Source organism: Marinifilum flexuosum (genome assembly GCF_003610555.1).
Taxonomy (GTDB): Bacteria; Bacteroidota; Bacteroidia; order Bacteroidales; family Marinifilaceae; genus Marinifilum; species Marinifilum flexuosum.
Map to the genome: position 1 here is coordinate 724,018 of NZ_RAPQ01000009.1, position 16,278 is coordinate 740,295.

General features: G+C 38.5%; 11 protein-coding genes. 2 read left to right on the plus strand and 9 right to left on the minus strand.

The window, feature by feature from the left end:
• Nucleotides 1-172 precede the first annotated feature (172 nt).
• Both BXY64_RS13005 and BXY64_RS13010 read left to right on the plus strand, forming a co-directional pair.
• Complete coding sequence (locus tag BXY64_RS13005) at nucleotides 173-1,234, plus strand: sensor histidine kinase (protein WP_120240413.1); 1,062 nt, start codon at nucleotides 173-175, stop codon at nucleotides 1,232-1,234.
• Nucleotides 1,234-1,959 (plus strand): LytR/AlgR family response regulator transcription factor, encoded by a 726-nt coding sequence (locus BXY64_RS13010; protein ID WP_120240414.1) that lies wholly within the window; start codon nucleotides 1,234-1,236, stop codon nucleotides 1,957-1,959. The genes BXY64_RS13005 and BXY64_RS13010 overlap by 1 nt, the downstream gene beginning before the upstream one ends.
• 20 nt (nucleotides 1,960-1,979) lie before the next feature.
• On the opposite strand, the gene BXY64_RS13015 is transcribed toward BXY64_RS13010, so the two are convergent.
• The 9 genes from BXY64_RS13015 to BXY64_RS13055 all read right to left on the minus strand — a co-directional run bounded on the left by BXY64_RS13015 (nucleotide 1,980) and on the right by BXY64_RS13055 (nucleotide 16,083).
• A complete protein-coding gene (locus tag BXY64_RS13015; RefSeq protein WP_147375990.1) occupies nucleotides 1,980-2,264 on the minus strand; it encodes a hypothetical protein in 285 nt (94 codons plus the stop codon).
• A gap of 451 nt (nucleotides 2,265-2,715) precedes the next feature.
• Complete coding sequence (locus BXY64_RS13020; protein ID WP_120240416.1) at nucleotides 2,716-4,092, minus strand: alpha-amylase family glycosyl hydrolase; 1,377 nt, start codon at nucleotides 4,090-4,092, stop codon at nucleotides 2,716-2,718.
• 35 nt (nucleotides 4,093-4,127) lie between these two features.
• Nucleotides 4,128-5,780 carry an alpha-amylase family glycosyl hydrolase gene (locus BXY64_RS13025; protein ID WP_120240417.1) on the minus strand — a complete coding sequence of 551 codons (1,653 nt, stop codon included), beginning with the start codon at nucleotides 5,778-5,780 and terminating at the stop codon, nucleotides 4,128-4,130.
• Nucleotides 5,780-8,191, minus strand: coding sequence for a glycoside hydrolase family 31 protein (locus BXY64_RS13030; RefSeq protein WP_120240418.1), 2,412 nt, complete (start codon nucleotides 8,189-8,191; stop codon nucleotides 5,780-5,782). Before BXY64_RS13030 ends, BXY64_RS13025 begins: the two co-directional genes overlap by 1 nt.
• 52 nt (nucleotides 8,192-8,243) lie before the next feature.
• Entirely contained in the window at nucleotides 8,244-10,097 is a 1,854-nt protein-coding gene (locus BXY64_RS13035) for a glycoside hydrolase family 13 protein (protein ID WP_120240419.1), read from the minus strand.
• Nucleotides 10,098-10,168: 71 nt separating this feature from the next.
• Nucleotides 10,169-12,481, minus strand: a complete 2,313-nt coding sequence (locus tag BXY64_RS13040) for a glycoside hydrolase family 65 protein (RefSeq protein ID WP_120240420.1) — start codon at nucleotides 12,479-12,481, stop codon at nucleotides 10,169-10,171.
• A 74-nt stretch (nucleotides 12,482-12,555) separates the two neighbouring features.
• Nucleotides 12,556-13,203: a beta-phosphoglucomutase gene (gene pgmB / locus BXY64_RS13045; protein WP_120240421.1), complete on the minus strand. Its 648-nt coding sequence runs from the start codon at nucleotides 13,201-13,203 to the stop codon at nucleotides 12,556-12,558.
• A 22-nt stretch (nucleotides 13,204-13,225) separates the two neighbouring features.
• Nucleotides 13,226-14,569 (minus strand): MFS transporter, encoded by a 1,344-nt coding sequence (locus tag BXY64_RS13050; protein ID WP_120240422.1) that lies wholly within the window; start codon nucleotides 14,567-14,569, stop codon nucleotides 13,226-13,228.
• A gap of 497 nt (nucleotides 14,570-15,066) precedes the next feature.
• Complete coding sequence (locus BXY64_RS13055) at nucleotides 15,067-16,083, minus strand: LacI family DNA-binding transcriptional regulator (RefSeq protein WP_120240423.1); 1,017 nt, start codon at nucleotides 16,081-16,083, stop codon at nucleotides 15,067-15,069.
• Nucleotides 16,084-16,278: the final 195 nt, after the last annotated feature.

Here is a 16,278-nt window from a genome sequence, read left to right on the forward strand (position 1 = left end):
GACAGCTACACTCTGCAAAATATCCCGCCAAGGCAAACAAATATTTCCACATCGGCTTTTTGTCCCTGGAAAACGGTTTTCTGTCCTGCCCGAGCCAATTGCAGATTAAAATGCTTGCAAATGGATGTAAATTCCCTTACATATGTAGTTTAGAGAATTCAGCTTATCGATTATGCAAATCATTGCTACAGAAAACAGTATACTGGCCAGGATTGTAAACAATCGCTGGGTGCAGCACCTCACCTTCTGGGTGGTGTTCATCTTGTTCTTTGCCTATGCCTGGGGAAGTTACGATGCCAACTATTTGAAGACCATCTATGTAGAACTGGTCAACCTGCCTGTAAAGATTTTACTGGTTTATTCGGTTATCTACCTCCTGTATCCCACTTTCCTCTACAAGGGGAAAATCTGGCATTTTCTTTTCTTTTTTATCCTCTTAATTGCCATCTCGGCGTCCCTGCAAAGGATTACCGACAATCTGATTATTATCGATTACTTTTTTCCCATGTGGGAAAAGGCACCTACTTTTTCCTTCTCGCAATTGGTCAGAAGTGCCGTTAACCTGGGAGCAGTACTGGCCCTTCCCATGACGGTAAAGCTGATGGAATACATCGGGAAAGTGCAGCAAAACGAGCAGATACTGGCCAAGGAGAAATTGGAAGCTGAGCTGTCCTTTCTGAAAAATCAGGTTCAACCTCATTTTCTTTTCAACACCCTGAACAGCCTGTATTCTTTGATCCTTAAAAAGTCGGACCAATCGCTTGATGTGGTGCTGAAACTATCGGACCTACTGCGGTACATGCTCTACGAAACCAATTCGGCCAGGGTAGATCTGCAAAAGGAAATCAACAGCATAAAAAGCTATCTCGATCTGGAAAAAATCAGATATGGCAATAGAATTGATCTTAGCCTTAACATTTGGGGCGATTTGGGAGGCAACCGCGTTGCACCCATGTTGATTCTTCCCTTTATTGAGAATGCATGCAAACACAGCACCAAAGGTTTCGATGGCACCGCCTGGATTACCATAGAATTGGGGATCAAACAAAACAACCTGATTTTAAAAATTGAAAACAGCCTGCCCTCATCCAGTTCCGATCAGGATTCTATAGTGGGTGGCATAGGCTTGCAAAATGTAAAAAGAAGGTTATCATTAATCTACCCCGAGCGTCATGAATTAAAAATAGAGGTAACGGAGGAATCCTATAGTGTTCACTTAAATTTAGAACTGTAATGAAGGTAAAGTGCTTAATTGTTGATGATGAAGATTTGGCTCTTGATGTGATTGAAGAGTACATCAATCGCATTGATTATTTGCAGCTGGAAGGCAAATGCAAAAGCGCCGTGGAAGCTCTGTCTATTCTAAACAGCAAGCAAATCGATCTGCTGTTTCTGGACATACAGATGCCAGGATTAACGGGCATTCAGCTTCTTAGGAACCTGTCGAACCCGCCTACTGTAATTTTCACTACTGCCTATTCGGAATTTGCTTTGGAGAGCTACGAATTGGAAGCACTAGACTACCTGATCAAACCAATTCCCTTCGAAAGGTTTATTAAAGCCATCAATAGATATTTCAAAATCAATCAACCCCAGTTCCTGATTCCTGAAAAAAAGGAGGAAATAACCTCTGAACAACCTTTTATTTTTGTGAAATCGGAGAAGCGAATGGTAAAAGTTTTTCTGCACGAAATACAATACATCGAAAGTTTGCGTAACTATGTTTCCATTTACATGGAAAATGGGCAAGAAATTGTAACGCTAAATACCATCAGTAATATTGAGGAGAAACTGCCGGAATCATCCTTTTTAAGAATACACCGATCGTTTATTGCATCAATTCATAAAATACAAAGCTATACTTCAAGTAATATTGAAATTGGAGATAAATTGATTCCCATTGGTCGCAACTACAAAAATATGGTTATTAATGTACTTGAGCAGAAATCTATTCTATAAATTTTCATTTGCTATGTCTGCTAATGTGCTATAAATAAACTATGAACCAAAGTGCATCGCTTACGATCTGCCAAGCCATGCTTATTTTCTGATAACTCAGGCTTACGAGTTGACATTCCTGCCTTAGGATCTGCCAGCCCTACCTTATTAGTTGCTGATCCACCCTTAGAACCTGCCGCCCCCGTGCTATTTCCTGACAACTCAGGCTTACGAGTTGTCAATCTTGCCTTACGATCTGCCAACCCCGTGCTATTTTCTGGAAAACCCGCCTTACGACCTGCCATTCCCGCCTTAGATATTAACAAACCCGAAGGGTTTGGCAACTAATAAGCCTGACTTAACAAATCGTAAGCTTAATATCTTAGAAAATAAGTCGGGATGAATAGATCGTATGGTAGGCTTATCAGGAAATAGTGCGGGAATCGCTTATTATAGTGATGGGCTGGCAGATCGTAAGCATGAATTATCAATTGGAATGATAAAAGTGTGAGATCGTAACATCAAATTGGCAGATCGTACAAGCAATTTACCTCCTCAGAATGCCGACTGAATGGAAAATAGGCAGATAATATTGAACCTATTTCGAAACCATACAGTTTGTATAATAAAACTGGACTTGTCTGCATTTTTATTAGATAAAACCATTACTAATTAAAAACCTTATGACTTAGCCTTCCTCTTTTTTAAAATAAGAAAGCCGCCCTAAAAAGAGCGGCTATCATTGGGATATCGGTTTCCGAAATTCGGAAATCTAGTTTACTTTACATATACTCTGTATTCCCAAGGTTTTAATTCAACCTCAAGTTTAGCAGCTAAATCGTGCTTGTTACCATCTTTGTAGCAAGCATAGTTTCCTGCATTTGCACCCATATCAAGAGTCGCTTTGGTAGCTTCCTTGCTCAAATTCAAAATCACAAGTACTTTGTTTCCTTCAGCTTCACGCGAGAAAGCAAAAACTTTCTCGTTCTGATCAGAAGGAATGCGAACCAATTTGCCACCTTTCACTCCATTCTGAAGTGCCTTATTATTTTTCTTTAGAGCAATTAATTCTTTATAGAACGTTGTCATTTCAAGATTAGACCAATTGATCTCATCTTTCTCGAAGAATTTCAATCGGTGGTTCAAACCTGCTTCCTGACCACTATAAATCAATGGCATTCCTGGCATAGTGAAAGTTAATACAGCAAAAGTCTTCGCTCCTTCTCCCATTCTCTCTTCTGTAGTACCATTCCATGAGTTTTCATCGTGGTTGGTAGTAAAGTTCATTATGTAAGAGTCTGCAGGAAAAACAGTATCAATCTTGTGGAAGTATGCTTCCATATCATTGGCGTTCTTTTCACCTTTGGCAACGTCATTCATAATATGGTGGAAATCCCATCCATAACCCATATCAAATGCGTTCTCTAAAAGCTCATGCCCACCATCTTCAGCCAACATAAACACAGGCTTTACTGCATCTAATTCAACACGTGCTTTTTCCCAAAATTCAGTTGGAACCATACCTGCAACATCACAACGGAATCCATCTACATTTGCATTTTCAATCCAAAACTTCAACGATCCGATCATGTACTTACGCATATCTTCATTATCGTAGTTCAAATCAGCAGTATCGCTCCAATCTGTTCCTTCAGGAATTACAATTTCACCTTTCTCATTCTGAGTATACCAATCTTTATGCTCTTCCATGATTACATTATCCCAACCTGTGTGATTTGCAACCCAGTCAAGAATTACTTTCATTCCCATTTCGTGAGCTTTATTCACAAGGTTCTGTAGATCTTCCAATGTACCAAACTCAGGGTTAACTGCACGGTAATCCTTAACCGCATAATAGCTACCCATACTTCCCTTACGATTCTTTTCAGAAATAGGATAAACTGGCATTAACCAAAGAATATCAACGCCCATTTCTTTCAATCGTGGCATGTGCTCAACAAAAGCATTAATGGTTCCTTCGGGAGTGTACTGACGAATGTTTACCTCGTAAATGTTAGCATTTCTACTCCACTCAACAGGCTTTTCCGCCTTCTTTTCCTCTGCTACTTTATTTGCTGCAGGTTTATTCTGGCATGAAACCAAAATTCCAGCAAGCAACAATAAACTTAAAACTGTTTGAAATACTCTTCTCATCTCAATAATTTGATTTGTTAGTATGATGTTCTTTTCTAAATCAACTCTAGTAATAAAATGTCAAACTCAGTATCAATGCTTACTTTTCCATCCTTAACTTCTGCTTCCTTGCCAGAGTATGCATCTCTAAGCTTTGTTCCATTTTCCAATTCAGCAACAGGAATTTCTTTTAATCCCTTATCCAAATCTAAAGCAACAAATACCTGATCTTGATATTCTCCTTTTTCGAATGTTCTGCGGAATACATATGGGTTTTCCGAAATCATTTTGTGAACACCTGCTCCAACAGCCGGGTGGTTGCTTCTGAACTGTCCCAACAACTGCCAGTGCTTTAAGGTAGCCTGTACCTTGGCATCTGTTTTTACATCTTCCCAGTTCATGAATGAACGTAAGGTAGCATCGCCCTGAGTCCCCTCAATAAGCAAAGGTCTCGCCGTTTCGTCGCCATAGTAAACCTGTGAAGTTCCCGGGCAAAGCAATAGCTTGGTAGCAGATTCAATACTTCTTTCTCTTTTCTGATCGAAAGGAGTACCGTCATCATGTGAGGTCAGGTAGTTCAATACACCATATCCTTTTAAATCGCCATGAAGAATGTCTGAATATCTCGAAAACAACTCTTCATAAGCTGATTGAGCGTTGTATTTAAATTCGAAGTTGATTAAATCGGTAAATCCGTTGGCATAGTAATTCACCTTTTTGTCGCCAAAATCGTAGGCAAACTTGTGACTGATGCTATATCCATAAACCTCTCCTACTGTGTAGAATTTGTTATCATCCAATACCTTTTCAGGATTGTTCTTCTTCCACAATTCAAAAGCATATTCACACTCTTTGCGGAAGTCAGCCCAAACCGATTCTTCGGTATGTTTTACTGTATCTACTCTATAACCGTCGATACCAAACTGAATGATGTAATCGCACAACCACTTAATCAGGTAGAACTTCGGAGTACGAGGATGACCTGTGCGAGCAAAGAACTCGTCCAGTTCCTTCATCTCCTGATCGTAGCGACCTTCGTCTTTCCACTTTTGCGCCAGGTTAGCTGGAATTCCAACCTCCTGAGTGCTTTCTGTTTTGATATCAGGAAGATTATCGGTTAAGGTACACTCAATGGTAGTTTTGTAATTCTTATAAGTACAGGTTGGTTCCACACGCACCCACTCATTTTCCCATGCAGGATCTTTCTCAGTAGCTGGTCCGGTATGGTTGATTACGGCATCCATTACGATACGAATTCCATTGGCATGAGCTGTTTGAACCAATTCAGCCAAATCGTCCATGGTTCCAAAGTTAGGATCTAAAGCAGTCCAGTCCTTGGCCCAGTAGCCGTGAAAACCGTAGGTATTTCCTGTTCCCTCATCAACAGATCCGTGAATCTGTTCTGTGATCGGCGTAAACCAAATGGCATTAATACCCAGTTTGGTAAAATATCCTTCTTTAATCTTTTGCGTGATTCCTTTGATGTCTCCCCCCTCGAATCCTCTCAATTTACCTGTTGGTAACTCTCTCTCAAAGTTGACATCATTATCTGTTGTTCCATTATTGAAACGGTCAGTCAGCAGGAAGTACAGGTTTGCACCCTCCCACACAAAAGGCTTCTCTTTCTGTTCTGCTTTCTTCTCAACCGTTGAACAAGATGACAAAAACAGAAACAATACTGCTAAAATGCTGAATCCAATGTTCTTCATTATTTGGCAAGTTTTATAGTGATTGATTGATTTTTTCCTTTTTGTAACTCCTCAGTAAACTGAAGAACTCTTGAGTTTTTATCCCAGGTGAAATCAAGGTTTTTCTTTCCCCACTTCACCTTCTTAGGTTGCTTTTCGATATGATGAATCACCCAATTTACTTTCTTGTCTTCAATTGAGTAGTTCGATCCTTTCTCAGTTGCAATATCCAATTTTAATTTGGAACCTGAATGGGCAGAAGTAAACTTCAACAACTCATATTCTCCTTTTTCATATGCTTTAGGAGTTTCTCCATTATCGTTGTAAAGCTGTCCAGTACCATGCTTCACCGAAGAGTCATGATAGTAGTGCAATTCAAAATTCTCTAAAGAGTATTCACCTGAATTGTGCATTCCCTTTTTCATTGGAATGAAAGAACCTGCACGCACAAATACAGGAATATGATCCTCTTCAACCTGAACCGTGTACGATGATCCACCGAAATATTTTTGCTCCTTTACAAAATCGAACCATACGTTTCCTTTCGGCAAGTACACCTCTTTTTGCTTGGCTCCGGCATCAGTAATGGTAGACACTAGAAATGCATCTCCCCACATGTAGGTATCGGAAACATTCAGCAATGCTTTGTTATCCTGCTCTTCAAAAAACAGAGGTCGCATCAATGGCAATCCTGTTTGGTTGTTTTCAAATGCCAGGCTGTAGTTATATGGCATCAACTGATATCTCAGCTCGATAGATTTCTTTGCCAGTGCCTTTGTTTTAGGCTCTCTGAATATCGGCTCCGATGGCACAGCTTCCTGCGCATGCGGACGATAAATAGGCTGGAATACGCCATACTGCAACCAACGGGTGTAAAGTTCGTCATCAAGGTTGTCCCCGGCAAAACCTCCCAAGTCGGAGTGCATGTAGGAAATTCCCTGTAGCCCCATCTGAAGGGAAATCTCAGTTTGAGGTTTCAAACCATCCCAGCTACGGCTCACATCTCCGGTCCATGGAATCATTCCATATCTTTGAGATCCCACAGCTCCAGCTCTCATCAAAATAAAAGGTCGCTGGTTGGAAAGGTCCTTCTCGTATCCTTCATAGACCAATTTGGCCCAATAATGTCCGTAAATATTGTGTACTTCATCGGCTGAACCATTGATATGCTGCAAAGCTGAAGGGTGTACTTCTGGCTCTCCAAGGTCGCCCCACCAGCCACCAACGCCCATATTGGCCAAACCTTTATAGATATTCCAGAACCAATCTTGTGCCTCTGGTTTAAATACATCAACCAATCCTGTGTTTCCAAAGTAGAAGTCAAAGGTGAAAGGTTTCCCCTCCGTATCAGTTCCCAATACTTTGTTATCCACTGCTTCCTGCCATCTTTTCGAGGTGGTCAGGATAAAAGGTTCTGTAATCAGAATGGTCTTCACTCCCTTTTTATCCAAATCAGAAATCATCTTCTCAGGATTTGGGAAAGAGTCGCGATGGAAGGCCAGGTTCCCCATTTCTCCTTTCATCTCCTTTCCAAACCAGAACAGGTCCAGAATAATCGCATCTACAGGAATGGAATCTTTTACAAACTGATCGATGGTTTCCATGGTCTCCTTCTGAGAATGGTAACCAAAACGACTTGAAAAGTTCCCTAAAGCCCATCGAGGCAATAGCGGTTGTCTTCCCGTCAGGTTCGTAAACTCATAGGTGAAATCTTCCCACGAATCAGCAGCAATTACCTGGTAAACCTTACGTCCACTGATAGTCTCATAACGCAAAGTATTTGTCTTTTTGCTGTCTAAATCCAGATGTCCGATAGGAGCATTATCGAAATGAACCGCATATTTCTTTGATGAGATAACCACAGGCATGGTGTAATTCATCAATTCAGAATGAGTTCCATATCCGTAATGTGCACGATTGTAGAGATTCAAACGGTATCCTCGTCTGTTCATCCCCAACACACGAGCTCCCCCACCAAATAGTACTTCCTCTTTCTCAATTTGGAAGTCAATATTCTGGGTACTATCGGTTTTAATGTAGCCCTCTTTTTCGGAAAGCAAATTCTTTCCCTTGTAGCTGTAGCTGATACCAAAAGGCTTCTTGCTCACCTTTACTGACATGCCTTTAGAACTATAAAGCAAGTCATTCTGGCGATCGGCTAATTTGGCACCTTTCTTTTCAGGTTGTAGAACAACTGCGTGGGAATCTTTTTCAAATTCCTCTCCATTAGGGATAAATGCCGTTTCTACAATATTTTGATTGTAAAACCGTATTTGGTATTTCCCTTGATCCGTTTCAACTATCAATCCATTTGTTCCTAATGAATGTGATTGATATACACGCTGACTGTTTTGAGCCATTGCAGTTAGCGAGCCAACTGCAAAGGCCATTAAAACAGTTAATTTTACTACTAATAGATTAATTCTAATCATATTCAGAGATAATGTGTGTGATCCCCCGATCACTATGCTAAAAATTTGATGTTTACTCTAACTCTAAAATTAAGGACGTATTGGGTGCCAGGCTGATTTTTCCTTTTGTAAAATCAAATGTCTTCCCACTGATAACATCCTTTCCAGATTTGAAACCCTTAATGCTTTCGGTAAATCTTTCCAGACTCAAGTCCTTTGCGCTTTTATCTTGATTAACCACAACCATCACAGTTTTCTCGGTATTGCTTCTAAAATAAACGTAAGTATCCTGTTCGGGAATATAGTGCTTCAGCTTTCCTGTATGGATTACAGAGTTATTCTTTCTCCAATTGAGTAATTTTTTCAGGAAGTTGAAAGCTTCATTTTCCTTATCTGTTCTTCCCTGGGCTGTAAAAGCATTTCTTGCGTCATCTTCCCATCCTCCAGGAAAATCGATGCGCATCTTTCCATCGCCGTAACTCTTCTTGCCTTCCATCAAGATCTCAACACCCGTATAGATTTGAGGAATTCCCCTGGTTGTCAACAAAAAGGTCATCATCGACTTGAACTTATTCAAATCCCCTTTCAAGGTAGACATGATTCTATCGGTATCATGATTCTCAATGAATATGAATAAATTTCCGGTATCCTTGTACAGGTAATCGGCAGCAAGACTCTTGTACAATCTTACAAGACCGTTCTCCCATTCCTGCTTTTCCAGGAATGCTTTCTCCAAGGAGAAAAACAACTGAAAATCCATTACACATGGCATGTAAGAGTTGTAGCCATTTGCATTTAATGCATCCTTTTGCCAGTAGGCAATATCGGCCGCAGACTTGTACCATGTCTCTCCGACAATATTCAAATGGGGGTATTCGTTTAAAACCGCTTTTCCCCATTTGGACATTCCTTGAGGATCATTATAGGGATGAGTATCCATCCTTATTCCGTCCAAGTCTGCATATTCTACCCACCAAATACTGTTTTGAATCAGGTAGGTCATCAACAATTCATTTTTCTGATTTAAATCAGCCATACTACGATCAAACCATCCGTCAGAAAACTGAATTTGATCTGTTTCAGATGCATAAGGGTCCAGAATGGTTGATTTTCTGTGGTTGGAATTGGTGTACTCATCGTGCAGATGTACCCAGTCTTTCTGAGGCCAATCTTTCATCCACCAATGAGCGCTGGCACAATGGTTGAAAACCATGTCCATGATCAGCTTTATTCCTCTTTTCTTACACTCCTTGGAAAGCTCCAGGTAAGCTTCGTTTCCTCCAAATCGAGCATCAACATTGTAGTAGTCCGAAATGGCATAGGTGTGGTAAGAACCTCTGGCTTCATTATCTTCCAGGAGTGGCGTATTCCAAAGGGCGGTAACTCCCAAGTCCTGCAAGTAATCCAAGTGATCAATGATCCCCTGAATATCTCCACCATGTCTTCCATCAGGATTATTACGATCTGCTTTTTCAGCCAATTCAGCTACAGAATCATTGTCAGCATTGCCATTTGCAAAACGATCTGGCATCAGCAAATAAACCACATCTGATTCATTAAAACCTTTGCGCTCTGCTGAAGAAGTTCTTCTTTTCTTTAATTCGTACTGATAGTGAGCTTTTGTTTTCCCTTTATCGGTAAAGTTCAAGTTGAACTTCCCTGCCTTTGTTCCCTTTTCGATTACTAAGTCGATAAAGAGATAGTTGGGATTGTCTGTTTTAATTGTCCTTGAAAGGCTAACTCCTGAGTAGTTCAATTCCACATCGTAATGTGCAATATTTTCACCATGAACCATAAGCTGCAGGTTGGGATTCTTCATATTCACCCACCAGAACATTGGCTCAACCTTATCTATATCCACTTTCTTAGCTTCTGCTTGTGAGCCAAATAAAAAAACAATAACCAAAGAAATCCAAAAGCCTCTCATACCCTAATATATTCGATAAAAATTCAGGATAAAAGCAGACACTTTTACCCTGAATTAATTTGTATTTAAAACTAAGCGTGTTCGATTACCACACTACTTTCTTTTCCAATTTGATATTCATCATCCTGAATGAAAATTGAAATATCTTCCCCTTCTTCATTGATGACACCAACACCATCTTGCGAAACTGTAACATTTAACAAGTTGCCACGGAATCTAACTTTGAATGAGTATGATTTCCATACTTTAGGCAGCATTGGGTTCAATACCAACTGACCGTTTACAACACGCATACCACCGAAACCTTCTACAACCGACATCCATGTTCCTGCCATACTTGTAATGTGAAGTCCTTCGTGCACCTCTTTGTTGTAATCATCCAAATCCAAACGAGAAGTTCTTAGGTACAAATTGTAAGCTCTTTCTTCATCGCCAATTTTTGCTGCCAAAATAGAGTGAATACATGGCGACAATGATGACTCATGAACAGTTCTTGGCTCGTAGAAATCATAGTTCTTACGAATTGTTTCCAAATCATATTGATCTTCGAACAAGTAAATTCCTTGCAATACATCTGCTTGCTTAATGAAACAAGAACGTAAAATTCTATCCCATGACCAGTGCTGGTTAATCGGACGAATTGCCGGATCCAGGTCAGCAGCCAGGATTTGCTCTTTGTCCATAAAGCCATCTTGTTGCAGGTAAACACCTGTTTCCTCATCAACAGGATAGTACATGTTTTCAATAATATCGCTCCATTTAGCAGTTTCCTTATCGAAATCGAAGTTCAAATTCTTTAAAATTTCTTCAAAACGTGCTGGATTGGTTTCTTTCACATGAGCCATAGCTTCCTGAGTATATTTCATACACCAGTTTGCAATGGTATTCGTGTACCAGTTGTTGTTGATATTATTTTCGTATTCGTTAGGACCTGTAACTCCTAACATTACATATTTCTTCTTTGCTTGAGAATAAGATACACGCTGACTCCAGAATCTTGAAATTCCGATCAATACATCTAATCCATATTCTTCTAAGTATTTTTTATCGTCTGTGTGGCGGATATAGTTATAAATGGCAAAAGCAATTGCTCCATTACGGTGAATTTCTTCGAAAGTAATCTCCCACTCGTTGTGACATTCCTCACCATTCATTGTTACCATTGGGTACAATGCAGCACCATTAGTGAAACCCAATTTCTCTGCATTTTCAATGGCTTTTTGTAATTGCTTATGACGATAGATCAATAGGTTTCGAGTTACTTCAGGTTTAGAAGTACTCAAATAGAATGGAACACAGTAAGCTTCAGTATCCCAGTAGGTAGATCCACCATATTTTTCTCCGGTGAAACCTTTAGGACCAATATTTAGTCTTTCATCTTCACCAGTATAAGTTTGATTCATTTGGAAAATATTGAATCGAATGGCTTGCTGAGCAGCAATATCACCTTCAATAACAATATCACTATGGTCCCATTTGTCAGCCCATGCATTAACATGCTCTTCCAATAGTGCACCATATCCTTTAGCTTGAGCAGCCTCTACAACAGAAAATGCGTCTGATGCAATATCAGTTTTACTGTGATTTAATGAGCTTAATACGGCTGCATATTTATAGATTGAAATCTCTTGATCTTGCTCAGCATCAACCTCTACCGTATTGGCAACATATTTGGCATCCTCGGTTAAAGCAGGATTTAAATCAACTTTCTGACCATCCTTTAACACCTCATATTTCATGCTCATACAAACGTGAAAGTCAAGTTTTTTAGTTGCAGCAGTAATGTATGCTTCACCTTTCATTGACTTAGCATGCAAAACATTCCAAAATTGTTCGTCGTAGTTTGAATCTTCGTTTGTAACATCAGCATCCACATATGGAGTGAAACCAATCTTCCCATCAAAATTTAATGGTGTTACAGAGTAACGAATGGCACCAACTTCAGATGTAACAATGCTTAAAAATCTTTTGGCTTCAACTTTCACCTTGTTTCCGTTAGAAAGTGTAGCTACAAAACTACGCTCTAAAACTCCCTCTTTCATGTTCAAAGTGCGTACAAAATCACTCACTTCACATTTGGCAAGGTCAAGCATTTCACCATTAATTTTCACATCGATACCAATCCAATTTGGCGCATTTAATACCTTTGCAAAATATTCAGGATAACCGTTTTTCCACCATCCTACTCTGGTTTTATCCGGATAGTAAACTCCAGCTACGTAAGTTCCTTGTAAAGTTTCGCCTGAATAATGTTCTTCGAACATGGCTCTTTGTCCCATGTTTCCATTACCCAAACTAAATATACTTTCTGATGCACGGTGGTTTTCAGGATTAAAGCCTTCCTCAATTATACACCACTCATCATGCTTTAAATACTCATTCATGTTTGATTTTCTTTTAATTAGCTATTAGCAGTTAACTTTTCAAACAATTACTGCTAAGCGTTAATTGTTTTCCGTTAAAAGTTTAATTGAGTCATTGAAAAACCCACGAATCCAGGAACAACAATATTTGCTTTCCCCAATACATCAGGCGATCCGATACCGACACATTTCATATTACCATTTATAGCAGCTTCAACACCAGCTTCTGCATCTTCAAAAACAATACATTCTGATGGAGAAACACCTAACAACTCAGCACCCTTTAAAAATACTTCAGGATCTGGTTTTGCATTGCTAACATGTGTTCCATCAACAACTGCATCGAAATAATCAGTAAGTTCTAACTGATTTAAAATGGTCATAGCGTTTTTACTAGCTGAACCTAAAGCAATTTTGATTCCCTTAGCTTTAAGTTTATTAAAGAAATCTTTAACACCTGGAAGTATTTCATCCGGAGTCATTTTTAATATGTACTCCACATAGTTTTTGTTTTTCTTATCAGCCAGTTCCAGTTTTGTTTTTTCATCCAACTCAACTCCACCAATTTCCAAAAGGATATCTAATGATCGCATACGGCTCACGCCTTTCAATCTTTCATTATCCTCTTCGGTAAAGTCGAATCCCAATTCATTTGCTAAACTCTTCCATGCGATATAATGATACTTTGCGGTATCAACAACCACACCATCTAAATCGAAGATGCATGCACTAATCTTTCCCATCAGTTTTTATAAATTGTTTTTATTATTTATCTGATTCTTTAACAAAGAATACAGATATCGCTCCTAAAATCATGATAATACCGGCTAGAACTAGAATGCAAATTCCATCGCCGCCAAAAAAAGTACGAAGTATTGGTCCTCCAAATACACCACTTAAAATCTGAGGTACAACTACAGTAAGGTTGAACAGTCCCATATAAACTCCCATTCGTTTAGCTGGAAGTACTCCTGATAAAATGGTATAAGGCATAGCCAAAATACCAGCCCATGCAATACCTACACCTATCATAGAAATCAATAGCAAGTAATGATTGCTAAACATCATGGTAGATATAAAACCAATACCTCCCATAGCTAAAGCACCTGCATAAACTGTTTTTCTACTGGTCAAGCTAATTAGCTTAGGCATTACAATAGAAAACAATGCCGCTACCAAACTGTACACTGCAAAACAAATACCTACCCAATTCCCAGCTTCATTAAAAGCATCTAAAATTTGCTTATTCGTTTCGGTTTTTGCATTAAAATCGATAGGTACACCGAAATAATGCTGAGAAATTGCAGTTGTAGAGTAAACCCATAAAAGAAACAATGGAAACCACGAAAACATCTGCACAATTGATAATTGTTTCATTGTTTTTGGCATATTCATCAACAAATTCCAAAAACTTTCTTTCGTTTCCTTATCTTCTTCTGTAATATTATTATAAGCCTCAAATTCTTCTGGTGGATATTCCTTTGTTTTAAATACTGTAACCAGCACACTTATTAAAAGAAGGGAACCACCAATATAAAATGACCAAATTACCGAAGGAGCAACATTACCTCCTGCTGATTCATTGGAAATTCCAGAAGCAGTCATAATAAAAGGCAATGCAGAACCAATTACAGCACCTACGTTAATTAAAAAGCTTTGTACCGAATATCCAACATTTCGTTGTTCTTCAGGTGTCATATCTGCTACCAATGCTCTAAATGGCTGAAAAGTAACATTAAAAGATCCATCCATTAATGCAAGCATAACAACTCCAAACACCAAAGCTCCACCTGCTTTTACAAACATTGGTGCATTAGGCATTAAGAACATTGCCAACATTGAAACGATTGCTCCAAACAAAATATATGGAGATCTTCTTCCCAATCGGTTCCAAGTTTTATCACTTGCTGCACCAACTACTGGCTGAACTACCAATCCCATAATTGGGGCTACTAACCAGAAAAATGATAATTCATGTGGATCGGCACCTAAACTTGTTAATATTCTACTGGCATTTGCATTTTGTAATGCAAAACCAAACTGAACACCTAAAAATCCAAAGCTCAGGTTCCAGATTTGCCAAAAGCTTAAACGAGGTTGTTTCTTCATTTGATCGATATTAATTCTTCTTACTTTTTAGAAGTTTGATTTCAATTTAAACTGTTTTTTAAACCACAGCTTATATCACCACACCAGGATAAAAGAAACAAAAGGAATTAATCATGTCCCACAATATTGCAAGTGCAATACAGTTTAAGACCAACTAACTTTTACATCACAATTAGAAAAATGGATTTGATCTTATTCATCTCCTTCTATTATCCAGAAATGAGATCATATTATATAAGGAAGTATATTTTATAAAGTCGGAAAAGAGGTTTCCCTCTGGGACAAAAGTACGGAAAAGTATGCAATCTGTCAAAAAGTTTTGCACCTCCACCTCTCTACAAGTCAGTAAAAACAGGCCTAAAAACCTATTTCAAACGATTGCAACAAGTTTTATTTTTTTTACATTTTATTCGATTAAAAGCCAATACTCTAACTTGTTGAAACAAAAAAAAGAGTTGAACCTTTTCAACTCTTTTTAATATAGATAACATCTATTATCAGTTTTTAGTAGAGCCTCGAACAATCAAATTGGTCTTTACAACCTTGGTTACAGGTTCATAATCCATATCTCCTTCTTTAATTCTTCCTACAAGCAATTCACTTGCTCTTAATCCAACCTCATATCCATGTTGTTCCAATGTGGTTAAAGCAGGATCTGATGTTCTCGAAACAACACCATCTGTAAATCCTATAATAGATATCTCTTCTGGAACTTTAAATCCTGCTTTCTTTACAACTGATAATGCTCCTGCTGCTGTAAGCTCATTAACGGCAAATATGGCATCAGGCGGCTGCGGTAATCTCAATAAATCAGGAGTTTTCTCCAATGCCTCCTCAAAACTATCACATTTAATAATTAATTCGTCATCAATTGGAAGTTTATGTTTTAACAAAGCCTGTCTATAACCCTTCTGGCGATTTTGTCCCAAAAGCATATGTTGTGGTGCAGACAAATGAGCTATTCTTTTACATCCTGTATTAATAAGATGTTCTACTGCTGTAAAAGCACCTGCAAAGTCATCAACAATTACGTTATCAGAAGAGAGCTCATTACAAACTCTATCAAAGAAAACTACAGGTATTCCATTATTTCTTAATTCTTTAAAATGACTAAAGTCGCTTGTTTCCTTTGACATGGATACCAACACACCATCCACTCTACTCGACAACAAGGCCTGCACATTAGCCATTTCTCTCTCGTAAGACTCGTTAGATTGAAACATCATAACATTATATCCTGCTTCGTGTGCAATTTTTTCAATCCCACTAATTACTGATGAGAAGAAGTGATGAACAATCTCGGGAATAATAACTCCAATAACATTCGATTTACTATGCCTCAAACTAAGAGCAACTGCATTAGGCTTATAATGCCATTTCTTTGCCAATTCATTTACAGCTTCCTTGGTTTTTGCGCTAATATCAGGATGATCTTTTAAGGCTCTTGATACAGTAGAGGCAGAGATGCCTAATTCTTTTGCAATATCTTTAATCGTTACTTGTCCGCTTCTCATAGATATTTAATAGAAATTTTATAAATTTGATTGATTGCACAACACTAATGTTATCAATGCATTATAAAGCCATTAGAATTAATCCAATCAAAATTGCTGTAGCATCCGTAAATATAGAAAAATTTAAACAAAACAGTTTGCTTATCCTTCATTATTTCATATTCGAATTCATATATTGATATAATTACATATCAA

Excerpts from the sequence above, each read along its gene's own strand:
- pgmB (WP_120240421.1), bottom strand. The coding sequence starts at position 13,203 with ATGGGAAAGATTAGTGCATGCATCTTCGATTTAGATGGTGTGGTTGTT.
- BXY64_RS13020 (WP_120240416.1), bottom strand. The coding sequence starts at position 4,092 with ATGAGAAGAGTATTTCAAACAGTTTTAAGTTTATTGTTGCTTGCTGGA.
- BXY64_RS13050 (WP_120240422.1), bottom strand. The coding sequence starts at position 14,569 with ATGAAGAAACAACCTCGTTTAAGCTTTTGGCAAATCTGGAACCTGAGC.
- BXY64_RS13030 (WP_120240418.1), bottom strand. The coding sequence starts at position 8,191 with ATGATTAGAATTAATCTATTAGTAGTAAAATTAACTGTTTTAATGGCC.
- BXY64_RS13005 (WP_120240413.1), top strand. The coding sequence starts at position 173 with ATGCAAATCATTGCTACAGAAAACAGTATACTGGCCAGGATTGTAAAC.
- BXY64_RS13035 (WP_120240419.1), bottom strand. The coding sequence starts at position 10,097 with ATGAGAGGCTTTTGGATTTCTTTGGTTATTGTTTTTTTATTTGGCTCA.
- BXY64_RS13040 (WP_120240420.1), bottom strand. The coding sequence starts at position 12,481 with ATGAATGAGTATTTAAAGCATGATGAGTGGTGTATAATTGAGGAAGGC.
- BXY64_RS13010 (WP_120240414.1), top strand. The coding sequence starts at position 1,234 with ATGAAGGTAAAGTGCTTAATTGTTGATGATGAAGATTTGGCTCTTGAT.
- BXY64_RS13025 (WP_120240417.1), bottom strand. The coding sequence starts at position 5,780 with ATGAAGAACATTGGATTCAGCATTTTAGCAGTATTGTTTCTGTTTTTG.
- BXY64_RS13055 (WP_120240423.1), bottom strand. The coding sequence starts at position 16,083 with ATGAGAAGCGGACAAGTAACGATTAAAGATATTGCAAAAGAATTAGGC.